The 24,301-nt window shown below is 37.7% G+C and carries 22 protein-coding genes; 17 read left to right on the top strand and 5 right to left on the bottom strand.

From position 1 onward, the window contains the following. Window positions 1–24: 24 nt before the first annotated feature. The gene (locus BWGOE10_RS24235; protein ID WP_070145292.1) at window positions 25–756 is read right to left on the bottom strand and encodes a yteA family sporulation protein; all 732 of its coding nucleotides are present in this window, start codon (window positions 754–756) and stop codon (window positions 25–27) included. A gap of 284 nt (window positions 757–1,040) precedes the next feature. Next, window positions 1,041–1,994: a 1,4-dihydroxy-2-naphthoate polyprenyltransferase gene (locus BWGOE10_RS24230; RefSeq protein WP_070145291.1), complete on the bottom strand. Its 954-nt coding sequence runs from the start codon at window positions 1,992–1,994 to the stop codon at window positions 1,041–1,043. Window positions 1,995–2,187: 193 nt separating this feature from the next. On the opposite strand from BWGOE10_RS24230, the gene BWGOE10_RS24225 reads away from it, so the two are divergent. The 17 genes from BWGOE10_RS24225 (at window position 2,188) to BWGOE10_RS24150 (ending at window position 19,520) form a co-directional block, all read left to right on the top strand. Next, complete coding sequence (locus BWGOE10_RS24225; protein ID WP_070145290.1) at window positions 2,188–3,582, top strand: isochorismate synthase MenF; 1,395 nt, start codon at window positions 2,188–2,190, stop codon at window positions 3,580–3,582. Continuing rightward, window positions 3,579–5,333, top strand: a complete 1,755-nt coding sequence (gene menD / locus BWGOE10_RS24220; RefSeq protein ID WP_070145289.1) for a 2-succinyl-5-enolpyruvyl-6-hydroxy-3-cyclohexene-1-carboxylic-acid synthase — start codon at window positions 3,579–3,581, stop codon at window positions 5,331–5,333. The genes BWGOE10_RS24225 and menD overlap by 4 nt, the downstream gene beginning before the upstream one ends. After that, window positions 5,330–6,142: a 2-succinyl-6-hydroxy-2,4-cyclohexadiene-1-carboxylate synthase gene (gene menH, locus BWGOE10_RS24215; RefSeq protein WP_070145288.1), complete on the top strand. Its 813-nt coding sequence runs from the start codon at window positions 5,330–5,332 to the stop codon at window positions 6,140–6,142. Before menD ends, menH begins: the two co-directional genes overlap by 4 nt. 68 nt (window positions 6,143–6,210) lie before the next feature. Further along, the gene (gene menB, locus BWGOE10_RS24210; RefSeq protein ID WP_070145287.1) at window positions 6,211–7,029 is read left to right on the top strand and encodes a 1,4-dihydroxy-2-naphthoyl-CoA synthase; all 819 of its coding nucleotides are present in this window, start codon (window positions 6,211–6,213) and stop codon (window positions 7,027–7,029) included. Window positions 7,030–7,150: 121 nt separating this feature from the next. Further along, on the top strand, window positions 7,151–7,276 hold the full coding sequence (locus BWGOE10_RS33755; protein ID WP_257209039.1) for a hypothetical protein: 126 nt from the start codon (window positions 7,151–7,153) through the stop codon (window positions 7,274–7,276). A gap of 77 nt (window positions 7,277–7,353) precedes the next feature. Continuing rightward, the gene (locus BWGOE10_RS24205; protein ID WP_070145286.1) at window positions 7,354–8,799 is read left to right on the top strand and encodes an o-succinylbenzoate--CoA ligase; all 1,446 of its coding nucleotides are present in this window, start codon (window positions 7,354–7,356) and stop codon (window positions 8,797–8,799) included. Then, window positions 8,800–9,906, top strand: a complete 1,107-nt coding sequence (menC, locus tag BWGOE10_RS24200) for an o-succinylbenzoate synthase (RefSeq protein WP_070145285.1) — start codon at window positions 8,800–8,802, stop codon at window positions 9,904–9,906. Window positions 9,907–10,090: 184 nt separating this feature from the next. Then, the gene (locus tag BWGOE10_RS24195) at window positions 10,091–10,789 is read left to right on the top strand and encodes a response regulator transcription factor (RefSeq protein WP_070145284.1); all 699 of its coding nucleotides are present in this window, start codon (window positions 10,091–10,093) and stop codon (window positions 10,787–10,789) included. Then, on the top strand, window positions 10,782–11,888 hold the full coding sequence (locus tag BWGOE10_RS24190; RefSeq protein ID WP_070145283.1) for a sensor histidine kinase: 1,107 nt from the start codon (window positions 10,782–10,784) through the stop codon (window positions 11,886–11,888). The genes BWGOE10_RS24195 and BWGOE10_RS24190 overlap by 8 nt, the downstream gene beginning before the upstream one ends. A gap of 82 nt (window positions 11,889–11,970) precedes the next feature. Continuing rightward, a complete protein-coding gene (locus tag BWGOE10_RS24185) occupies window positions 11,971–12,831 on the top strand; it encodes a D-alanyl-D-alanine carboxypeptidase family protein (protein ID WP_070145282.1) in 861 nt (286 codons plus the stop codon). Window positions 12,832–13,109: 278 nt separating this feature from the next. Next, window positions 13,110–14,210, top strand: a complete 1,101-nt coding sequence (locus BWGOE10_RS24180; RefSeq protein ID WP_070145281.1) for an amidohydrolase/deacetylase family metallohydrolase — start codon at window positions 13,110–13,112, stop codon at window positions 14,208–14,210. Next, window positions 14,188–15,291 (top strand): DgaE family pyridoxal phosphate-dependent ammonia lyase, encoded by a 1,104-nt coding sequence (locus BWGOE10_RS24175; protein WP_070145280.1) that lies wholly within the window; start codon window positions 14,188–14,190, stop codon window positions 15,289–15,291. Before BWGOE10_RS24180 ends, BWGOE10_RS24175 begins: the two co-directional genes overlap by 23 nt. Window position 15,292: 1 nt before the next feature. After that, on the top strand, window positions 15,293–16,048 hold the full coding sequence (gene dagF / locus BWGOE10_RS24170) for a 2-dehydro-3-deoxy-phosphogluconate aldolase (RefSeq protein WP_070145279.1): 756 nt from the start codon (window positions 15,293–15,295) through the stop codon (window positions 16,046–16,048). Then, window positions 16,041–17,057: a sugar kinase gene (locus BWGOE10_RS24165; protein ID WP_070145278.1), complete on the top strand. Its 1,017-nt coding sequence runs from the start codon at window positions 16,041–16,043 to the stop codon at window positions 17,055–17,057. The genes dagF and BWGOE10_RS24165 overlap by 8 nt, the downstream gene beginning before the upstream one ends. Next, window positions 17,057–17,782 (top strand): GntR family transcriptional regulator, encoded by a 726-nt coding sequence (locus BWGOE10_RS24160; protein WP_070145277.1) that lies wholly within the window; start codon window positions 17,057–17,059, stop codon window positions 17,780–17,782. Before BWGOE10_RS24165 ends, BWGOE10_RS24160 begins: the two co-directional genes overlap by 1 nt. Window positions 17,783–17,831: 49 nt before the next feature. Then, window positions 17,832–19,157, top strand: a complete 1,326-nt coding sequence (gene gntP / locus BWGOE10_RS24155) for a gluconate permease GntP (RefSeq protein ID WP_070145276.1) — start codon at window positions 17,832–17,834, stop codon at window positions 19,155–19,157. Between the two features lie 168 nt (window positions 19,158–19,325). Beyond that, window positions 19,326–19,520, top strand: a complete 195-nt coding sequence (locus BWGOE10_RS24150) for a YjcZ family sporulation protein (protein ID WP_070145275.1) — start codon at window positions 19,326–19,328, stop codon at window positions 19,518–19,520. A gap of 54 nt (window positions 19,521–19,574) precedes the next feature. Here the strand turns inward: BWGOE10_RS24150 and BWGOE10_RS24145 are convergent, their stop codons facing one another. From BWGOE10_RS24145 to BWGOE10_RS24135, 3 genes are read right to left on the bottom strand one after another with little or no spacing between them, the layout of a single operon-like run. After that, window positions 19,575–21,548 (bottom strand): FtsX-like permease family protein, encoded by a 1,974-nt coding sequence (locus BWGOE10_RS24145; protein WP_070145274.1) that lies wholly within the window; start codon window positions 21,546–21,548, stop codon window positions 19,575–19,577. Then, complete coding sequence (locus tag BWGOE10_RS24140) at window positions 21,545–22,297, bottom strand: ABC transporter ATP-binding protein (protein ID WP_070145273.1); 753 nt, start codon at window positions 22,295–22,297, stop codon at window positions 21,545–21,547. The genes BWGOE10_RS24145 and BWGOE10_RS24140 overlap by 4 nt, the downstream gene beginning before the upstream one ends. A gap of 20 nt (window positions 22,298–22,317) precedes the next feature. After that, entirely contained in the window at window positions 22,318–24,273 is a 1,956-nt protein-coding gene (locus tag BWGOE10_RS24135) for an FtsX-like permease family protein (protein WP_070145272.1), read from the bottom strand. Between the last annotated feature and the right edge of the window lie 28 nt (window positions 24,274–24,301).

Genomic DNA, 24,301 nt, shown 5'->3' with positions numbered 1-24,301 from the left:
ATTCCGAATTTCGGAATGCTTTTTTTATGCTTTAGAACCAGACTCATCTGAAGATAATTCACCTTTAAAGGTGCGTTCTTCAAAGTCATCAAGCAATTGTTCATATTCTTCATGTTCTTCTGTTGCAAAAACTTGCGGGTTTTTCCCATACATATCAGTTCCAATAAAATTTTCGAAATCCTCTACATACCCAACATTTTCTTCACTATTTACGTACATTCCATTATAGTTTTTTGAATCCTGTCTTTCTAAATCGGATGGTGTTTCTGATGTTCCGTAATTTGCGACGTCTTGCCAAGCATCTTCAGCATCGTACTCTACAGAATGATCTTCGTCGTGCTTGTGAAAAGAAGGATTTAGCACTTCTTCTTCAACTGGGCGCGTCTTCATATCTAATTTATTTGTAGTGTGCTGAATACACGTTGTAGCAGTTGGCATTGCTTCTAATCTTTCAAATGGAATTTCCTCACCAGACACTTCGCAAATCCCGTACGTTCCAGCTTCAATTTTTTGCAGGGCATGTTTCGTATCTTCTAGCTGTTTATGCCAAAATTCGATGAGCCCGAAATCTTTCTCACGTTCGTACAATTCTGTTGCCATATCACCTGGATGGTTGTCATAGCTAGATAATTCTCCTACTGAATCACGTTGAGATGCACGGTCTTCATTTTCATGAGTTTGTATCGTTTGTTCAATTTCTTGCTGTTGTTTTTCTAAACTCGATTTAAATTGATTTATTTGTTGTGGAGTTAACATAGGTCGTCCACCTTCCTACAATTCAGTTTCTTTACATAGTATGAGCGTTGAGAGTAGGAATTATGAGATGAATTTCAGTCGGGAAGGCCGGTATATGAAAAAAGGAGCTGCGTAAGCAGCTCCTTTTTTCATATACCGCTATTTGCCGGGCAGTAAAACTCCCACCTTAAAATTTGGCTGGAGCAAAGAAGTTAGGTGGGAGACCAACGGCCCGTAAACGCCCGATTGGTGCGGGCTAATAATCAGTGGGGATGAACAAAATCCCCACTGATTAAAGTTTCACTTTATAGGAAGTATCCAAGCAATAATCCGATTCCCATTAGGAAACCAAAAATTGTATTTGTTTTGGCTGTTGAAATCATCGCAGGTACCATTTCCATTGGAATACTTTTGCCGATAAAGCCTTTCGTCGCTTTAAATGCTTTCGGTGCACTTAAGAATACGATAAGCATCCATGGTGATACGATGTTAACGATAATTAAAGCGATTGTCCAAATGTAGGAAACGATGAACATAGAAGCGAGCACACCAACTGCCCTTTCGCGTCCAACGAGAATTGCTAATGTTTTACGACCATTTTCTTTATCACCGTCTAAGTCGCGAATATTGTTAGCAAGTAAAATCGCACCAATTAAAATGGAGCTTGGAATAGATAATAAAATCACTTCTGATGTTACTGCTCCTGTTTGGATAAAGAATGAAATACCAATAATAATGACACCCATAAATAATCCTGCTGTTAGTTCTCCAAATGGTGTATACGCAATTGGAATTGGGCCACCTGTATAAAGGTAAGCAACGGCCATACAAACAAGACCGATCGCAGCAAGCCACCAGCTAGAGTTCATACAAATATAAACACCTAATAGTATTGCGATGCCGAAAAATCCGAATGCTAAGTTAAGCACTGTTTTTGGTTTAATGCCATCGCGGACGATAGCGCCGCCAATTCCAACGGAACCTTCATGATCGAGTCCTCTTTTATAATCAAAGTATTCATTAAACATGTTCGTTGCTGCTTGAATGAGAAGGCAAGCAAGAAGCATCATAAAGAAAAGAGGAAGATGTATTTGATTTATACCTCCGACCTGCATTGCAAAAGCTGTTCCGATGAAAACTGGAACGAAAGCTGCTGTTAATGTATGGGGACGTAATAAACTCCACCAAATGCGCCAGCCTGTTTGTTTACTTGGCTTTGGCGCCGTAGGAGAGGAATTCGTTTCGACGTTCATTTCCATGTTGAATCCTCCTTGGTCACATATTGTACACAATTAAGTGTAGAAAAAGCAGCATTTAGTGTCAACGTTTATTTTCTAGGAAGAGAAGGTGAATTTCTCAGAAATGCTAAACGTTGACAGGCCTTTCCTTTGAGGTGTATCTTAAAATCAAGCGTAATTATGACTATTTTTCGCCCATAGGGGGGAGACAATTGTGATTCAAACGAAACAAAAAGGCTTACAAGAAGTTCTTGTTACAGCTATTAAGCGTGCGACTGATGAAAAAACATTGGTTAGTTTTGTAAAACAAATAGATTGGGTGGATCCACTTCTGTTTTATGCAGCAGGAAAAAGGATCTCATTCGAAAATAGATGTTATTTTGCAGACCCAGCTCAGCATGTAATATTTGCTGGAATTGGCTCTGTTTTCACTATAGCAAATTCTTCTCACAAACGCTTTCAAAGTGCTCGTGATGAATGGCATCAATTGCAGGAAAAAGCGATTGTTCAAAAAGAAGGATATGAATTTGGAACAGGACCTCTTTTATTTGGCGGATTTTCATTTGACCAGGAAAAAGAGAAAACGGACCTTTGGAAGGAATTTAAAGATACAACATTTTTACTACCAGCATTTTTATTAACTGTAAAAAATGAAAAAACATGGTTAACCATTAATAAGTTTGTTTCAGCTGAAGATTGTACAGAAACTCTTTATAACGAAATTGTTTCTTTAGAAGAGAGAATTTTACAAGAAAGTAAATGTGCACTAGAAGGAGAAAAACTAACAGTTACTTCTAAAGTAGAAGTTGATCCGAAGGGCTGGATGAATGCGATTGGAAAAGTGCAAGATGAAATGAAGCAAGGGAACGTGCAGAAGGTTGTATTAGCGAGGGAGCTAAAATTAACGATGGATCAGCATATTGATTCCGCTCTTGTTTTAGAAGCGCTTCGCATTGGGCAACCGGATTGTTACGTATTTTCTTTTGATTATAAAGGAGCATGCTTCTTAGGAGCGACACCTGAGCGATTGATTCGAAAAGAAGGCGAGAAGTTTACATCGATGTGCCTTGCTGGTTCAATTGGTCATGGTAATTCTATAGAAGAAAGTAAACAAAATGGTGAGACGCTTCTTCATGATGAAAAGAATTTGGCTGAACACGGTTATGTAGTTAACATGATTCGAGGTGTACTGAAGGGGCGTTGCGAATCTGTTAATATTCCGGAGAGCCCAGGCTTATTAACGACGAAAAACTTAATCCATTTATATACACCAGTAGAAGCAAAAGGTGATGCGAGTCTTTTAGCGATGGTAGAGGAATTACATCCAACGCCAGCTCTAGGTGGTACTCCTCGTCTTGAGGCATTGAAATTGATTCGTGATGTGGAGCTTTTAGATAGAGGTTTGTACGGCGCACCAATTGGCTGGATAGATGATGAAGGAAACGGTGAATTTGCGGTTGCTTTGCGCTGCGGATTATTAAATGGCGAGAGAGCATCCTTATTTGCTGGTTGCGGTATTGTAATTGATTCAGTAGCGCAGCTTGAATATGAAGAAACAAGTTTGAAGTTTAGACCGATGCTTGGTGCTTTGGAGGAATTAATGAAATGAACAATCATATAGAAGCATTATCATATTATTTAGGCGCGTTCGTAGACGAACTGAAGCGTCTAAATGTATGTGATGTTGTCATTAGTCCAGGCTCACGGTCAACGCCGATCGCCTTACTAATGCAACAACATGAAGGAATGAAAACATATTTACATGTAGACGAAAGATCAGCAGGATTTTTTGCGCTCGGTATTGCGAAAGCAAAAAAACGTCCTGTTGCACTATTATGTACGTCAGGAACGGCAGCAGCGAACTATTATCCAGCTGTATGTGAAGCTTTTCATTCACGAGTGCCGCTTATCGTATTAACAGCGGATAGACCACATGAATTAAGAGATGTGGGTGCACCGCAGGCGATGAATCAATTTAATTTATACGGTACTTTCGTGAAGCAATTTATGGAGATGGCGCTTCCGGAGGCGAGCGAAACGATGTATCATTACGCTCGTATGACGACTCAGCGTGCGATAGCAAGCGCACTCTTAGCGCCGCAAGGACCTGTTCATCTCAATTTTCCGCTTCGCGAGCCACTAATCCCTGATTTCTTATTAGAAAACTTATGGGATAAAGGTCGTGGTGAATATACAGGAGTAGTTCAGCAAGGGAACGTGACGATGCCGAGTGAATATGTAAATTCTCTTGTAGGGCGCCTTTCAAATATGGAAAAGGGGCTTATTATTTGTGGAGACGACAGTCATCCAGAAATCGCAGCAGTTGTTACGAAAGTAGCTGAGAAAACAGGGTATCCAATTTTAGCAGATCCACTTTCTAACCTACGTAGTGGTAATCATGATAAAACGATGGTTATAGATTGTTACGATACATTTTTACGAAATGAACTGTTAAAAGAAACATGGAAACCAGAAGTTATTATTCGCTTTGGTGGCATGCCTGTCTCTAAATCATTAACGCAGTTCATAAAAAAACAAACGAAGGCTGTTCATATCGTTGTTGATGAATCCGGACAATGGAGAGATCCAGTTCTTGTTGCGACAGAAGTAGTATGCGCGGGTGATGTTGATTTTTGCAAGGCATTAACAGAGAACATGCCAGTTATGAAAAAGAATGATTGGTTCGGAATGTGGAAACATATAAACGAGAAAACGAGAGAAACACTCCGTGAGATGGAAACATATGAAACGGCATTTGAAGGAAAAGTAATTACGGATATTGTACGTGTATTACCAGAAGGGGCAACGTTATTTGCGAGTAATAGTATGCCAATTCGCGATACCGATTCATTTTTCTTCACATCGGATAAAAACATTCAAGTAATGGCGAACCGCGGTGTAAATGGTATTGATGGAATCATTTCAACAGCTTTAGGAGCGAGTATTATTTGTGACCCGCTCGTATTAGTAATCGGTGATTTATCATTTTATCACGATTTAAACGGATTATTAGCCGCAAAATTACATGAATTAAATATAACGATTGTTGTTGTAAATAATGATGGTGGAGGTATTTTCTCATTCTTACCACAATATGAGAAAAAGGAACATTTCGAATCATTATTTGGAACACCAATTGGGCTTGATTACGAGCATGTTGTCAAAATGTATGGTGGTTCATTTAGCCGAGTGAATGGATGGGAAAACCTCCGAGAAGAAGTACAAACTGGAACGAATACGAATGGATTACACGTTGTGGAAATTTGTACGAATCGCGAAGAAAACTTGAAATTACATCGTGAATTATGGGCGAAAACAATGGACGTTATTACTACATCTTTGCAAGGTGAATCAAAATGAAAGTAACATTGCAAGGTGTATCGTATGAATATGAAGTAGTCGGAAGCGGGGAACCACTTCTACTTCTTCATGGTTTTACGGGAAGTATGGAAACGTGGCGTTCCTTTATTCCTTCTTGGAGCGAGCAGTTTCAAGTCATTCTAGTAGACATTGTTGGACACGGGAAAACGGAAAGTCCTGAAGATGTGCCGCATTATGATATTCAAAATGTGGCGCTGCAAATGAAAGAACTACTGGATCATCTTCATATTGAAAATGCACATGTACTTGGCTATTCAATGGGTGGTAGACTTGCGATTACGATGGCATGCTTATATCCAGAATATGTGCATTCTATTCTTTTAGAAAACTGTACAGCTGGACTTGAGAGTGAGGAAGAGCGAAAAGAACGCAGGGAAAAAGATGAACGACTTGCCGATAAAATCGAGCAAGAAGGCATCCGAAGTTTTGTATCGATGTGGGAAAATATTCCGCTATTTGAAACACAAAAACGTTTAGCGCAAAAAGTAAAAGAAGCGGTGCGAAAAGAACGACTTGCTAATAATCCAAAAGGACTTGCAAATAGTCTTCGCGGCATGGGAACAGGGGCTCAGCCTTCATGGTGGAACGAATTGCAAAACTTAAAAATGCCTGTCCTTTTACTGAATGGAGAAGGCGATGAAAAGTTCTTTCGCCTATTAAAAAACATAGAAAAATGCATCCCTCGCGCGAATTTTGTCAAAATTGATGGTGCTGGCCATGCAATTCATGTGGAACAACCGGAAAAGTTTGATACAATAGTAAAGGGATTTCTAAAAACTATGCAGTGATGCTTTTTTCAGCAAGAAGGAAGTTGCACTTATAGCGGAGATCAGAAATATAAAAGGAGGTAATAGTAATGACTATTGAATGGGTAAAAGAAGGCAATTACGAAGATATTATTTATTCAACATACAATGGCATCGCAAAGATTTCGATTAACCGCCCTGAAGTACATAATGCATTCCGTCCTAAAACGGTAATGGAGTTAATCAATGCTTTTGCACACGCTCGTGATGATGCAAATATTGGCGTTATCATTTTAACAGGTGAAGGTGGACGTGCATTCTGTTCTGGCGGCGATCAAAAAGTTCGCGGTCATGGTGGCTATGTAGGTGACGACCAAATCCCACGTTTAAACGTATTAGACTTACAACGTCTAATTCGCGCAATCCCTAAACCAGTTATCGCAATGGTAGCAGGTTATGCAATCGGTGGTGGACACGTACTTCATATCGTATGTGACTTAACAATCGCTGCAGACAACGCTGTATTCGGACAAACAGGTCCTAAAGTAGGTAGCTTTGATGGTGGATACGGAGCTGGTTATTTAGCTCGTATGGTAGGCCATAAGAAAGCTCGTGAAATTTGGTACCTATGCCGTCAATACAACGCACAAGAAGCGCTTGATATGGGCTTAGTAAACACAGTTGTACCATTAGAAGAACTTGAAGCAGAAACAGTACAATGGTCACAAGAAATTTTAGCAAACAGCCCAATGGCACTTCGTTTCCTAAAAGCTGCATTCAACGCAGACACAGACGGTTTAGCTGGTATTCAACAACTAGCTGGAGATGCAACGTTATTGTACTACACAACTGACGAAGCAAAAGAAGGCCGCGATGCGTTCAAAGAAAAACGCAGTCCCGACTTCGGTCAATTCCCTCGTTTCCCGTGATCAAACCAAAAGCGGAAGCGGCTCGCTTAGAATGTGAGGGGGATGGAGCTTCTGACAAAGAGGCGCTTTTTGCCTCGTAGGAAGAAGTGAAGCCACCGAACATTCTAGCCGCTGTAGCTAGATGGAACCAAAAGCGGAAGCGGCTTGCTCAGAACAAGAGGGCGTTGGAACTCCTGACGAAGAGGCGCTTTTTGCCTCGCAGGAAGGCGTGAAACGACCGACTGTTCTAGCCGCTGTAGCTGGATGAGATCAAACCGGAAACAAAACAACTAAGAGACTTGATTTCATATCAAGTCTCTTTCTTTCATGAAAGGAGAATGGATGATGGAGACGATGCCGAATTGGTTAATGCAACGTGCATTTTTAACACCAGATCGCACTGCAATTGAAATAGAGGACGAAAAGGTTACTTTTATGCAGCTGCATGAAAAAGTAGTATCTGTTTGTGAACACCTTTCACATGTAGGAGTGAAGCGGGCGCAAAAGGTGGCTGTTCTGATGAAAAATGGTATGGAGATGATTACAGTTATTCACGCCTTATCTTATGTAGGTGCAGTAGCTGTGCTTTTAAATACACGTCTTTCAAGAGAAGAGCTACTTTGGCAAATGGATGATGCTGAAGTTGTTTGTTTAGTGACGGATCAAGAGTTTGAGGCTAAAGATGTTCCTGTATATTCATTCGCTGAAGTGATGAATGGACCGAAGGCGGAAGCATCTATACAAGAAGAATTCTCTTTAGAAGAAGCGATGACAATTATTTATACGTCTGGGACGACAGGGAAGCCGAAAGGTGTTATTTTAACGTACGGTAACCACTGGGCAAGCGCAGTCGGTTCTTCGCTTAATTTAGGGCTTCGTGATGATGATTGCTGGTTAGCTTGTATGCCGATGTTCCACGTTGGCGGGTTATCTCTTTTAATGAAAAATATTATGTACGGTATGCGTATTTTACTCGTTCCGAAATACGATGCTAATTTTATTCATGAAGCACTTCAAACGAGAGGCGTTACAATTATTTCTGTCGTTTCTAAAATGTTAACAGATCTTTTAGAGCGACTTGGAGAAGGGACATATCCCTCTTCTTTACGATGCATGTTACTAGGCGGAGGGCCAGCGCCGAAACCGTTATTAGAAACGTGTGTGGAAAAAGGAATTCCTGTGTATCAAACGTACGGTATGACAGAAACGTCTTCGCAAATTTGTACGTTATCAGCAGATTACATGTTAACGAAAGTAGGATCAGCTGGAAAACCACTATTCCAATGCCAGCTTCGTATTGAAAAAGACGGCGTAGTAGTGCCTCCACATGCTGAAGGAGAGATTGTTGTAAAAGGACCGAACGTAACAGGTGGCTATTTTAACCGTGAAGATGCGACGTGTGAGACGATTAGAAATGGATGGCTTCATACTGGTGACTTAGGTTATTTAGACGAGGAAGGTTTTTTATACGTATTAGATCGCCGCAGTGATTTAATTATTTCTGGCGGGGAAAATATATATCCAGCTCAAATTGAAGAAGTATTGCTCTCTCATCCGGCGGTAGTGGAAGCGGGTGTTGTCGGTATGAAGGACGAAAGTTGGGGACAAGTACCGGCTGCTTTTGTTGTAAAAAGTGGAGAGGTAACAGAAGAAGAAATTCTTCGCTTTTGCGAAGAGAAATTAGCGAAATATAAAGTGCCGAAGAAAGCGTGTTTCTTAGAGGAATTACCACGAAATGCTTCGAAGAAATTGTTAAGACGAGAGTTAAGACAATTAGTGGAGGAGATGTAGGTGGAGATAAAAAAAGCGACACTTTATATGACGGAAATGCCGCTCGTTATCCCATTTGCGGCAAGTTACGGGACTTATGAAAAGCGTGAGAGTATCGTCGTTGAATTAGAAGATACAGATGGATATGTTGGTTTTGGTGAAGTCGTTGCATTTTCCGAGCCTTGGTATACGGAAGAAACGGTGAAGACAGCGCTACATGTACTTCAGGATTTTTTATTACCAGATTTATTGAAAGCTGAAATCTCTCATCCGAATGAAGTACCGTCTTTGTTCAAACATATAAAGAGAAACCGAATGGCAAAGGCCGGAATTGAAGGTGCCGTTTGGGATTTATATGCGAAGCGTGAAAAGCAGTCATTAGCGACATTACTTGGTGGAACTAGGACTGAAATTGAAGTCGGAGTTGTGATTGGGATAAATACGATTCCTACTATGTTAAAACAAATAGAGAAGTACGCGGAAGAAGGGTACGAGCGCTTTAAAGTGAAAATAAAGCCAGAACATGATTACGAATTACTGAAAGAAATTCGTAAAGAGTTTCCGCACATTCCGTTAATGGCTGATGCCAATTCAGCGTACACATTAGCGGATACAGAGAAATTGAAACGACTAGATGAATTTCAATTGATGATGATTGAACAACCGTTAGCGGATTACGATTTTCTTGATCATGCACAGCTGCAAAAGAAAATTGAAACACCGATTTGTTTAGACGAAAGCATCCATAGTTTAGAAGATGCACGTGTGGCGATTACGCTCGGTAGTTGCCAAATCGTTAATATTAAACCAGGGCGAGTGGGTGGATTAGCAGAATCCATTCAAATCCATAATTATTGTATGGAGCATAATATCCCAGTTTGGTGCGGCGGTATGGTGGAAATGGGGATTTCACGAGCGCAAAACGTTGCTCTCGCTTCGTTGCCAAACTTTACGATTCCTGGAGATATATCAGCTTCTAATAGACATTGGGAGAAGGATATTATTTCACCAGAAGTGACGCTTAAAGATGGGAAAGTGATTGTACCGCAAAGCATTGATACTGAGTATGAAGTAGACCGCGGGAGACTAGAAGAAATCACGAAGCAGCGGATTGTTTTGGAGAGGTAGCTTTGTCGCTTAGTGTTAATAAGTTGATATTTTTTGTTGAAATATCGATATAATTAAAGTTGTGTTCGATATAATTATATTTAAGAAGGTTACTCCCGTGAGTAGCCTTTTCGTATTGTACAAATTGGATAGACTAGTTTACAATCGAGCGTATGAAAATGGAAAGAAAAAAAGGGGGAGTAAAATGAAGCACATTTCAATTTTAATAGCTGATGATGAGGCAGAAATTGCTGACTTAATTGAGATACATTTAGAAAAAGAGGGTTACCACGTCGTTAAAGCAGCTGATGGAGAAGAAGCCATGCATATTATTCAAACGCAGCCAATCGACTTAGTGGTTTTAGATATTATGATGCCGAAAATGGATGGGTATGAAGTGACGCGTCAAATTCGCGCGAAACATCATATGCCAATCATTTTCTTAAGTGCGAAAACATCTGATTTTGATAAAGTGACAGGTCTTGTACTAGGTGCAGATGATTATATGACGAAACCTTTTACGCCGATTGAATTAGTCGCACGTGTAAATGCACAACTACGCCGCTTTCTTACGTTAAATCAGCCGAAAGTAGCGGAGAGTAAATCTGCTTTAGAAATTGGCGGAGTTGTTATTGATCCTGAGCGCCGAATGGTAAATGTGTACGATGAGAAAATTGAATTAACCCCAAAAGAGTTTGATATTTTATATTTATTAGCGAGTCATCCGAAGAAAGTGTACAGTGTGGAAAATATTTTTCAGCAAGTATGGGCTGAAGGGTATTACGAAAGTGGAAATACAGTTATGGTACATATTCGTACACTGCGGAAAAAGCTTGGAGAAGATAAAAGAAAGAATAAGTTAATAAAAACGGTATGGGGAGTAGGCTATACTTTCAATGGCTAAAAAAATGAGAAGCTTTCGCTCAAAGATGGTTATGCTATTTGCGCTAAGTATGATATTTGCTGCTGGCATAACGTATTTACTTTATGAAGGATTACGGATTTATTATAAGCTAGTAGTTCGTTATGAGGATCCTTTAGCCCAATTTCGTTCAATGGTAAGAAAAATTGGGGATATTAATTTCTTTTTAATTATCTTCATCCCTCTATCCATTATGTTTTTCTTCTTCCTTACTAGACCATACTTAAAATATTTTGATGAGATTTCGAACGGGATTCATCATTTGGCGAACGGTGATTTTACAAATCAAGTTCGCGTTTCATCAAATGACGAGTTTGGATATATTGCTCGTGAAATAAATGTAGCGAGTGAGAAATTAAAAGAAGCAGTTGAACGAGGAGACTTTGCGGAAAGTAGTAAGGATCAGCTCATTGTTAACTTAGCTCATGATTTAAGAACTCCATTAACATCAGTGTTAGGATATTTAGATTTAATTCTTAAAGATGAGAATTTAACAAAAGAACAAATTAAACATTTTTCTACGATTGCTTTTACGAAATCGGAAAGGCTTGAAAGCTTAATTGATGAATTATTTGAAATAACGAGAATGAATTATGGCATGTTACAGCTTGATAAAAGAGCGATTGATATAAGTGAATTACTTATACAGTTAGATGAAGAATTATATCCGTTATTAGAAAAAAAGAATTTAGAAGCAAGATTGAATATGGATCCGCATTTACCTATTAACGGTGACGGGAAATTGTTAGCTCGAGTATTTGAAAATCTTTTAACGAATGCGATTCGCTATGGGTATGATGGGAAATTTGTTGATGTGAACGGATATATTGATCGTGAAGAGGTAGTTGTACAAATTATTAATTACGGAGATAGTATTCCAGAAGAAGATTTACCGTATCTTTTCGATATGTTTTATACAGGTGATAAAGCAAGATCAGAGCAGCAAGGTGGAACAGGTCTTGGATTATTTATCGCGAAAAATATTATCGAACAGCATAACGGGACAATCTCTGCTGAAAGTAATGTAATTAGAACGATATTTGAAGTGAGATTACCAAAAGAGGATAATCTGGAAATTTAATAAAAATTTTAACTTTACCCCACTTTTTATTTTAATAGTTTTTTCTATTCTATACGTAAGTTACGTTAAGGAGGAACTAGAAATGAAAAAGTGGGTATTTATTTCTCTTTTTATATTATGTACAGTCTGTGTAGGCTTTTATATATCATCATTATTTCAAAAGGAGATCGATGTTAAAATTGCAGAAAAAGATAATAAGGTAAAAGCTGCGAATACTGAAAAGGTAGAGGTTACAAAAGAACAAATTTATAAAGGGGATCTATTATTAGTTAATAGAGATTACCCGGTTCAAAAAGATAGTATTAGGTCCGATATTATAAATGTAAATCACAATAGTGAATTAGTAAGAGGCTATGTAATATTTGATAGAAATCTTCGTTTATCAAAGGACATTGTGAAAAAGTTTTTGAACGTTGTCGATGCAGCTGGAAAAGATGGAGTACAGCATTTCCTAATGAGTAGCGGTTACCGAGATTTTCAAGAACAAAGTAAATTATATAAAGAAATGGGATCTGATTATGCACTTCCAGCAGGATATAGTGAACATAATTTAGGATTATCACTCGACGTTGGTTCTACTCAAAAGAAAATGGAGAAAGCTCCTGAAGGAAAATGGATTGAAGAGAACGTATGGAAGCACGGATTTGTTTTACGTTATCCGAAAAATAAAAGTGATATTACGGGCATTCAATATGAGCCATGGCACATTCGTTATGTCGGCTTACCACATAGCGCAATTATGCAAAAGAAGAATTTGACTCTAGAAGAATATTTAGACTTTCTAAAAGAGAAGAAGGAAATTTCAACTGATGTTGAAGGGAAGAAATATACGGTTTCTTATTATAAAGTTTCAGAGCGTATGAACGTCAATGTTCCAGCGAATAAGCAGTATGAAATTTCGGGGAACAATATGGACGGGGTTATTTTGACGGTTCAGGAATAGAGAAAAAGGCTGGTCCGTTTTGGGGCAGTCTTTTAGCATATAAGAAAGGGATTGACGTTTTTGGTCGGTAAATCGATATTCTTTGTCGAATCGTTGATATATTTTCTTGTACTATCGAAATTTTAGGGAGTACGCTTTTATATAACTTTAAACATTATAACGTTATATTTACTTTTCGTTTTTTTCGTGATACTCTAAATATGTGAAAGAGATATAAAAAATGAAACTTTAATGTAAGCGTATTCTTATGGCTTCTTATAGAAAAGGGTGGAAATACAATGACAGAACGATTCGTACTACGTAATGTGAAACGTGTGAACGGGGAAGAGATTGACATTGTAATTGAAAATAATAAAATCGCACAGGTGACGAAAGCTGGTGCTGGCGAAGGTGGAAAGGTTCTTGATTACTCAGGTACTTACGTATCGAGTGGCTGGATTGATTTGCACGTTCACGCTTTTCCAGAGTTTGATCCGTATGGCGATGAGGTGGATGAAATTGGCGTTAAGCAAGGGGTAACGACAATTGTTGATGCGGGAAGCTGCGGAGCTGATCGCATCGCAGATTTAGTACAAAGTAGAAAGCAGGCAAAAACAAATTTATTTGCCTTTTTAAATATTTCTCGCATCGGTTTGAAACGAATTGATGAATTATCCAATATGGAATGGATAGATAAAGAGAAAGTAATAGAAGCAGTAGAAAAGTATAAAGATGTAATCGTTGGGTTAAAGGCGAGAATGAGTAAAAGTGTCGTTTGTGATAGCGGAATTGAACCGCTTCATGTTGCACGCTCTTTATCTCGTGAAACATCATTGCCGATTATGGTACATATCGGTTCAGCGCCTCCTCGCATAGAGGAAGTTGTGCCACTTTTAGAAAAAGATGATGTCATTACACATTACTTAAACGGGAAAGAAAATAACTTATTTGATGAAGAAGGCAAACCGCTACCTGTGTTGTTAGATGCAGTGAAACGCGGTGTTCATTTAGATGTTGGGCATGGTAATGCTAGTTTTTCTTTTAAAGTAGCAGAGGCAGCGAAGCGTTACAGTATTGCCTTTAATACAATTAGTACAGATATTTACCGGAAGAATCGTATACACGGTCCAGTTTACAGTATGGCTAACGTTCTTTCGAAATTCCTTTACTTAGGGTATCCGCTAGAAGAAGTAATTGATGCAGTTACGAAAAATGCGGCAGAGTGGCTGAAAAAACCAGAGCTTGGCCGTATTGAAGAAGGGGATATTGCAAACTTAACTTTATTTACGGTGAAAGATGAACCGATTACGTTAATTGATTCAGAAGGGGATCAGCGCGTTGCTGAAAGAAGAATTGATACGAGAGGGGTTGTAATCAATGGGTCATTCATTGAATGCTAAGTACGGATTAAAAAGAGTTATTAATGCGAGCGGTAGAATGAGTATTTTAGGTGTATCCGCTCCGACAGATACAGTGATGGATGCGATGAAGCATGGTGGACAAAATTATGTGGAAATTGCCGATTTAGTAGATAAAGCAGGAGACCATATTACAAGAATTCTAGATTCAGAGGCGGCAGTTGTTGTGAACTCAGCATCGAGTGGAATTGCGCTTTCTATCGCTGGTATCGTTACAGAAGGAAATCGCCGTAAAAGTGAAAGACTTCATCAAGAAGTAATCGCGAAAAACGAAGTGATTATGTTAAAAGGTCATAACGTTCAATACGGTGCTCCTGTTGAAACGATGATTTATTTAGGCGGCGGTAAGCTCGTTGAAGTAGGTTATGCAAATGAAGGGAAAGCAGAGCATATTGAAGATGCGATCTGCGAAAATACAGCTGCGATTCTGTATGTAAAATCACATCATGCAGTGCAAAAAAATATGATTTCTGTTGAAGAAGCGTGGGAAGTAGCACAGCGAAATAATGTACCACTTATCGTTGATGCAGCAGCCGAAGAAGACATTCAAAAATACGTGAAGTATTCAGACCTAGCCATTTATAGCGGTTCAAAGGCAATTGAAGGACCTACTTCCGGTATTGTCGGCGGTAAACGAAAATATATCGAATGGCTAAAAGTGCAATTACATTGCATCGGAAGAAGTATGAAAGTTGGGAAAGAGACGACTTTCGGCTTACTTCAAGCGCTTGATGAGTACGGAGTAAAAGAAGATAAGAGTGAGCAAGAAAAAGAGCTGTTGCAAGTACTTATGCCGCTGAAAGAGTTAAACGGTGTAAATGTAACAATCGTTCAAGATGAAGCAGGAAGAGCGATCTTTAGAGCACGTATTCATATTAACGAGAAAGAATTAAATAAGTCGGCAAAAGATGTTGTGACCGCGTTACGCGAAGGGGAAATCGCAATTTACACACGTGATTATGGAGTAAGACAAGGGTTCTTTGATATCGATCCACGTCCACTTCAAGGCAATGATATACATGTGATTGAAGAAAAAATGAGAGAAATTGTAGGGGGAAACTAAAATGACAAACATTCAAAAACGTTTTTATAAAGGCCGCGTAGCATTAAATGTATTAGCGAACAATACCCGAAATGCGAAAGACATTTTTGAAGCAGCAGAAGGTTATGTAGTAGTCGGCGTTTTATCAAAAGATTATCCAACAGTAGAAGAAGCAGTTACAGCGATGAAAGCATACGGAAAAGAAGTTGATGACGCTGTATCAATTGGACTTGGAGCTGGAGATAATCGCCAAGCGGCAGTTGTAGCTGAAATTGCGAAGCATTATCCTGGTAGTCATATTAATCAAGTGTTCCCTTCAGTTGGAGCGACACGTGCAAACCTTGGCGCAAAAGATAGCTGGATTAATAGTTTAGTATCGCCAACAGGAAAAGTAGGTTACGTGAATATTTCTACTGGCCCAATTAGTGCAGCTGGAGAAGAAAAAGCAATCGTTCCAATTAAAACAGCGATCGCACTTGTACGTGATATGGGTGGAAATTCATTAAAATACTTCCCAATGAAAGGCTTAGCTCATGAAGAAGAATATCGCGCAGTTGCGAAGGCTTGTGCGGAAGAAGGATTTGCATTAGAGCCAACAGGCGGAATTGATAAAGAGAACCTTGAAACAATTGTACGTATTGCGTTAGAGGCAAATGTAGAGCAAGTTATTCCGCATGTGTATTCTTCTATTATTGATAAAGAAACTGGCAATACGAAAGTAGAAGATGTTCGTGAATTACTAGCAGTAGTGAAGAAGTTAGTTGATCAATATGCGTAAGAAAATTGCAGCATTCGGTGAAGTAATGATGCGCCTGCAAGTACCAGGATATGAATTGTTGTCGCAAGCTAACACGCTAAATTATTCTTTTTCAGGTACAGGCGTGAACGTTGCAGCAGCGCTTTCACATCTAGGTCATGAAGGGTTTCTTGTTTCAACTTTACCAGAAAACTCGATTGGAGATGCTGCGGTATCGCATATTCAAAAATTAGGCATTCAGGCACCGTTTATTTCAAGAGGCGGTAAATATGTTGGCATGTACTTTTTAGAAAATGGATTTGGAGCACGCGCAAGCCGCGTTACATATTCGAATCGATTAGAAAGTAGTTTCAATACGGCATGTAAAGAGATGTATCAATTTGAAGAAATCGCAAAGGAAATTGATATCATCCATTTTTGCGGAATCACACTTGCAATGAATGATGCCGTGCGTCATCATATGAAATCTTTAGCGAAAGCAGTTAAAGAAAACAGGGGTACTGTCGTTTTTGATTGCAACTATCGTCCGTCGCTTTGGGGAGAAGATGGGTATGAACAGGCGAAACCGCATTATGAAGAAATGCTAGGCCTTGCCGATATTGTAATGATGAATGAAAAAGATGCGATGTTTGTTCTCGGAATGAAAACAGAAGAGACAGAGCGAGAAGCTCAGCTGATAGATCTCATTCCAAAAGTGGCTGAAACATATAATATCGCCACAATTGCTGGTACACATCGCTCTATTAACGGTGATAATACACACTTGCTTCGCGGATTCATATGTAAAGATGGTGCGTTCACTTTTGCAAAAACACTTACGTTTTCTGTATATGATAGAATAGGTGCTGGAGATGCTTATACGAGCGGAATTATTCATGGCGAGATAGAAGAGTTTGCACCAGAGAAAGCTGTTTCATTTGCGTCAGCAGCTGGAATGCTTGCACATACAATCGTCGGTGATACGCCAATGTCATCAGAGAAAGATATACTTCGGGCAATGACGGCATCAGTAGGTGATGTAGAAAGGTAGTGGGTGTAACGGTGAACGTAACGAGAAAAAGAGGACCATTATATTTACAAATTAAAAATATTATTCGTGATCGAATATTGCATGGTGTTTATGCCATCCATACGAATATTCCTTCTGAACCGCAATTAGAAGAAGAGTTCAAAGTTAGTAAAATTACAGTGCGAAACGCTATTAAAGAACTCGTTCAAGAAGGGTATTTAGAAAAGAAAAGTGGTAAAGGAACGAAAGTCATTCGTAATACTTCTGCGACAAAGCTTTCAAAGGGAAAGAAATTCACAGAAGTATTAGTGGAAGAAGGATATAAAGTACAAAAGAAATTGTTAAAGGCAGAAATAGTTCACAATGAAGAAGGAACAGTGCCGTTTCGATTATTCGGTAAAGAAAGTTTTCGTATTGAGCGTCTATATGCTTTAAATGATACTCCGTACATTCATTATACGCACTATTTCTCAGCACAAATGGCAAGTACAGATTTATCGGACTTTGATTTACAATCGCTGTACGATTTAGTAGAAGACCGAGGTATACATTTAGAAAACTTCAGAGATGAATTCGCAGTTGGATTTGCGCCTAATTTCGTTGCAGAAGCGTTAGGTGAAAAAGAGGGGACAGCGCTATTAAAACGTATGCGCTATTCTTTCGATGAAGTTGGCGAAGTAATTGAATATAGTGAAGGCTACTACAATACAGAAATGCAGCATTATGTAGTTAATTATGACGTATAAAAAAGAGGGGATATTCCCTCTTTTTTTATAAAAGTAAGGGGAATGAGAGATGAATATATACTTATTAATCGTCACGTTAATTGCGATCGCAATTGTTATTTTAGGGGTATCATGGTGGAAATGGCATGCATTTATTAGTTTAACAGTTGCTAGTCTATTTTTAGCTATTATGTCTGGACTGAACTTAACGAAAATAGTGACTGCCTATGAAACTGGTGTTGGTAGTGTACTAGGGCATTTAGTTGGTATTTTGGCTCTCGGAACAATTTTAGGGAAAATGATGTCCGATTCAGGGGCTGGCATGCAAGTAGCAGATTTCTTCATTCGATTCTTCGGGGTGAAAAAATTACCTTGGGCAATGTTATTCGCCGGATTTGTTATAGGGATTCCAGTTTTTTTTGAAGTGGGAATCGTCATTTTATTACCACTTGTTATTTCAATTCGAAAAACAACGAAACAAAATATATTGTTAATTGCGTTACCTGTTATTGCCGGATTATCGATTGTACATGGGCTAGTGCCTCCCCATCCAGGTGCGATGACAGCAATCGGAATTTATAATGCAAACTTAGGAAAAGTGCTTTTATATTCATTAATTATCGCGTTACCAACAGCTATTATCGCAGGACCGTTATTTGCAAAGTGGGTACATAAGAGAGTTATACCTGAAAATGAACCAGAGCTTGTTCGGGTTACAACTGTATCAACTGATTTACCGAGTCGTAAAGTTTCATTTTTTATTATTTTACTGCCAGTAGTTTTAATGATTTTATCAGTAGTCGCACCATATATTTCATTACCGGAAAAAATAACTGAATTTTTTGTATTTATCGGAAGTCCAGTAATCGCTTTACTTATTTCATGTTTCGCAGCGTTTTATTTACTAGGGATAAGACAAGGCATTAATAAAAAGATGATTAAAAAATTAACAGATGAAAGTTTACTACCTGTCGGTTCCATTATTTTAATAATCGGTGCAGGCGGTGGATTTAAACAAATATTAATTGAAAGCGGCGTTGGAACAGCCATCGCTCAAATGGCAGAACATATTTCATTATCACCAATCGTCTTAGCTTTCATGGTAGCTGGCTTAATTCGAATAGCGACCGGATCAGCAACAGTCGCTTTAACGACAGCAGCAGGAATTGTTTCACCGGTTATTCAGCACATGTCTGGTGTAAATTTAGAATTACTTGTTATAGCGACGGGTGCAGGGTCATTAATGTTTTCACATGTAAACGATGCAGGATTTTGGCTTGTAAAAGAGTATCTAGGGTTAACTGTGAAGGAAACGTTTAAAACGTGGACTGTACTTGAGACTTTATTATCATTTATTGCATTTGGTTTTGCTCTTTTATTGAATATGTTTATTTAGAAGATACCTTAACTGGTATCTTTTTTTGATGAAGCCCATTTCCAAAAACAAGCCCGTTTTTAGGAATGCCAAGCTTCCGATTTGCCCTGAAAACATAATATAAATGGAATCCCCTCATTTAGAGCAAGTTGAACTTGTTATGAATGATACTAAAGGAGGAATAGAGCAATGAGCGAAAAGTGTGAACACAGACATGATGATTGTAACCGCAGACATGGGTGCGGCGGCGGTTTTGCGCTTCTAATCGTATTGTTTATTTTATTAATCATTATCGGTGCTAGCTGCTTCGGCGGAGGCGGCGGTTCTTGTGGTTACGGCGGTTATGGTGGCTATGGCGGCGGCTATGGTGGATACTGCTGCTAATTATTTAAAAACTATTGAAAATAGCCTTGTGCATATTGCACAAGGCTATTTTATTCACGTTTTAATATGCTGTGATAATTTATTGATGTACAGAGAACGGATTAAGAAGAAGAAAATAATCTCGATAATCCCGAATAAAGTGAGTACGATAAATGTCTCTTTAAGTAACGAGAAAGAAAACATGCTTTGTAAAAACTTAATCGCAAATATTGTATGAATACCAGCGACGATATAAGGAACGAAAAATAAAATTCCTAATTGAATCGTTGCAGAACGAAACATTTCTGATTCTGTTAAACCGAGTTTTGTAATCGTAATATACTTTTGTCTTTCAGTTGTTAAGTCGTTATACATACGGAAGTATAACACACTAGCTGCACCAATAAAGAAAATAAAGCCGAGAAACGCCCAAATAAAGAAGTGAGCAATTGAATTTCCTTTACTGTAGTTTAGCTCATCAGTAGCTGTATGAATGTAAAAAGGAGTTTGAGCATTTTCTTCTTTATGTTTTTCAAAAAAATCACTTGCATCATTACTAATCGTACGTAAAATATTTTTCGTCGGAACAATCGCATTTTCCCAGTTCTCCACGAAATAATTATAAACTATGGTCGTTTCAATATGAGGAATCATATTATCAAATACATAATCTTGTATAACAATTAAATAGGGGAATGCGAAGGATGGTTCAATCCCTTTATTAATAAACCCTTTAATATGAAATTCTTTTTTATTAGATCCGAGTGTAATTGTGTCTTGTTTTGCAAATGGATTTGAGACAAGGTTTAAAAGCTCTGGTGAATGACGAGAAATAATATAAACTTGTGTAGAATCAAGAGTGATTTCCGGTCTCTTCAATTGTTTAGCAATTGCGTTATAATCACTCATCTTCATAAGCATAATGTCTTCTTTTGAAGCTGTATCTTTTAATACTGTAAACTTATATCTTCTGTACTGAAAATTACTATTTGTAAGCTCATTTTCAATTGTAGTAATATGCTTTTGTTCAAGGGAATTTTCACCTTCTGATGTATAAGTGAAGGGGACAGGATATCGCTCTAGTACCGATGCCTTCGTATTGTTATTAGCAGCGAATAATCCAATAATAATTGTAAATGCAAGTGCAGATAGCATAGAAACGATAAAGAGTACATTAATATTACTACGGGTACGAGAAACTAAATCTGAAATCCATAACATATTTATTTGTTTCAAATAAAACTTTCTGCGCTTCTTTAAAATAAAGATAAAAAGAAGAAATGTTTGTGAAAAGAAAAAATACGTCCCAATTATTACGAGCGGTAAAATAGATAACATAATTAAGAAGACAGATCCATTTTGTACATTTTTTTCTGTTACGTATCCTTGTGGATAAACGGCAATATAATAGCATAGCCCTAAACAAATTAAAGCGAATAAAGAGATGAGTATAGATGGCTTTTTTTCGGCTGTCACTTTTTTGTTACCTTTAATAAGCTGTGTTGTTTTACGAGTACGAATAAACATAGGTGTAAACGTAGAAACGATTAAAAATAAAATGATAAACGTTACGGTTGTAACGATAATTGCTTCTGTTGGCCAATATAAATAGAGGCCTTTCGCACTTGTTAATTTCGAAGTGACTAATAAGAAGAAATTAGAAAACACAAGGCCACCTTGAATGCCGATAAAGATAGATAATATCCCGATTATCATGTTTTCGGTAAATAAAAGTCTTTTTAATTGTCTCTGTGAGATACCAAGAATAGTGAGTATCCCAAATTGCTGCTTTCGCACATTTAAAAATGTTCCGACTGAATATAAGAGAAAGAAGAACGAGAACAAAACGATAATAAACTGTGCAGTACTAGCTAAGTTCATGAGAGGATCCCGTTCTTGAAATTTTTGTAAATTTTGCAAGCGTGGATGATACGCATATGCAGTAAATGAAAAGAAAACCATTATAGAAAAAGCACTACTTACAAAATAAGCAAAATATGCTTTAGAATTACGTGAGACATTTTTAAATGCAAATTGCCAAAACGTCATCCACGTCTTCCTCCTAATAATGCTAAAACATCTAATATTTCTTGATAAAATTTCTCACGATATAGTCCGCGGTGTAATTCATTGTAAAGCCCACCATCTTTAATGAAAATAACGCGGTTACAATAACTTGCTGCAAACGGATCGTGAGTAACCATTAAAATTGTTGCATCTTCTTCTTTGTTTAACTTCGTAAATAACTCCATTACGTCAATCGCTGACTTAGAATCCAAGTTTCCTGTCGGTTCATCAGCGAGTAAAAGAGACGGATGATGAATAACAGCGCGTGCTACTGCGGTACGCTGTGCTTGCCCTCCAGAAACTTCAAAAATACGTTTGTCCAAAATATGATCAATTCCAAGTTTCTTTGAAATGTTATCGAGTTTTTCGTCCATCTCTTTTAAAGGAACATTATCTAACGTTAAAGGCAGTACGATATTTTCACCGATTGTTAGTGTATCTAATAGGTTAAAGTTTTGGAAAACAAACCCTAACTCTTGGCGACGGAAAATAGCTAGTTTCTCTCTACGGAATGTGTGCGGTTGTTTTCCGTTAATAACGACATCACCAGAAGTAGGGGAATCAATTGTAGAAATAACGTTTAAAAACGTAGATTTACCGCTACCAGATGGCCCCATAATCGCAACAAATTCACCTTTATCTACGTGTAAATTTATATTTTTTAAAGCGGTATGAGGTACTTTTCCCTCATACACTTTTGAGACGTTTTTTATGTGTAATACTTCTTCCATAATAATCACCTTTCTATCCTCTAAAACTTAATGTGTTGTGATAATTTTTGCATATAGAAGGAACGAATTAAAAGGAAAAATAGAATTTCAACCGTTCCAAAAATCATAAGTACGACTGTAATCTCAGCGAAAAACGAGAGATGTAATATTTCTTGTAGCATCTTTGTCGCAAACATCGTATGGATCGATGCCATAATGTAAGGCACGAAGAAAAGAATCGCAAGCTGAATTGTCGCTGAACGTTTCATTTCAGTCTCAGTTAAGCCAATTTTCGTAATCGTTATATATTTTTCTTGCTCATTTGTTAAATCTGTATACATTCGGAAGTAAAGAACACTGCCAGCACCGATAAAGAAAATAACTCCTAGGAAAGTACCAATTAAGAAGAACGAAGCGACATTTAGTTTTGTCTTATATAGAGAATCGCTCGCTTCACTTGCATGGAACGGTGGATGCTCTGCTTGAATCGCTGCATTGTCGTTATGGATTTTTGTTATAAACGATGAACCGATATTATGTGCTTTCTCCCAATCTGTAACTTTGAAGTTATATACACTCATTTGTTTGGAAACGGTGGATAAGGCTTCTACATTTTCATCAGATAGTATGAGTAATTGGTATATTAAGCTGTTTGGGAATGGGCTATAACTTTTATATTCTTTCACTTGTAGTTGTAAATTGTTTTGAGTAAGTGTAAGAGTATTTTTCTTTTCTTTATTGTGAATCGTTCCAATAACTTGATCATCTAAGTCTTTCATAAGAATATAAGATTCATTCTTATTCACCGTGAGTTTTTCCCAATTTAACGCTTTAGCAAGTACATTATAGTCACTTTGTTTAATTGCGTAATAGAGCTGCGTGTTATCTTCAGCTGAAGATACTTCATATATATCTGTTTTAAATTTTGTATAAGTAAAGTGCTCTTCATTAAATTTCTGCTCTAACCAGTTTAAATGTTCATCAGCTAATGTATTTTCAGTATGTGATAAATAAGTAAACGGGAAAGGGTTTTGTCTAATCGCATCAAACTTTGTAAATTTCCCGAATCCATATAAGAATGTAATCATTGTAAAAGCGAGCGTCGATAGCATCGCTACTATAAAGAGCATATTAATATTCGTACGAATGCGCGATGCTAGGTCAGAGATCCAAAGCATATTAATTCGTTTCATATAAAACTTTCTTCGCATTTTTAAAATACGAATAAGTAAAAAACTAATTTGTGAAAAGAAAAAGTATGTTCCAGCTGCAATAAGCGATGGGATGACAAATATACTAGAGACGGCATATAAAAGCCCAATGATGTCACCTAGCGACATAAAATACAGCGGATTTGCGGCTAACGCATATCCAGATATTAAACATGTTGCACCAAATAGAGAGATGAGAACGGATGCTTTTCTTTCTTTTTGTTTTGTTCCTTCTTTTAAAAGACGTACGGCTTTTCTCGTACGAATGAGCATCGGTGTAAAAGATGATACGAGAATGAAGAGCCCAAGAAAGATGATGATAGTTAAAACGATAGCACTTGTGGGCCCATATAAATATAAACCAGGTACGTGTGTAATTTTGGCGGTAACTAATAAAAAGAACTGTGAAAAGACAACTCCAAGTTGAATACCAAAAAATATAGAAAGAACACCAATTAACATATTTTCTATAAATATGAGTCGTTTTAATTGTTTTTGAGATATGCCAAGTACTGTTAAAATCCCAAATTGTTTTTTACGAACCTTTAAAAATGTACCAATTGAATAGAGTAAAAAGAAAAATGAAAAGAACACAATGACAACTTCTGAAATTGTCATTAATATGTTCAGAGCATAATTCACGTCTGTCATATGCAATTTAGGATGAAATAAATAAACTGCAAATGAGAAAAAAATAGCAATGGAAAACGCACTGCTTACAAAATAGGCGAAATAAGCTCTGGCGTTTCTTGTTACATTTTTAAAGGCAAACTGCCAAAAAGTCATTCACCTAAACCTCCTAATAGAGTGAAGA

It is taken from the genome of Bacillus mycoides (assembly GCF_001757995.1).
Lineage (GTDB): Bacteria > Bacillota > Bacilli > Bacillales > Bacillaceae_G > Bacillus_A > Bacillus_A mycoides_B.
This window is presented reverse-complemented; position numbering and strand designations above follow the sequence as displayed.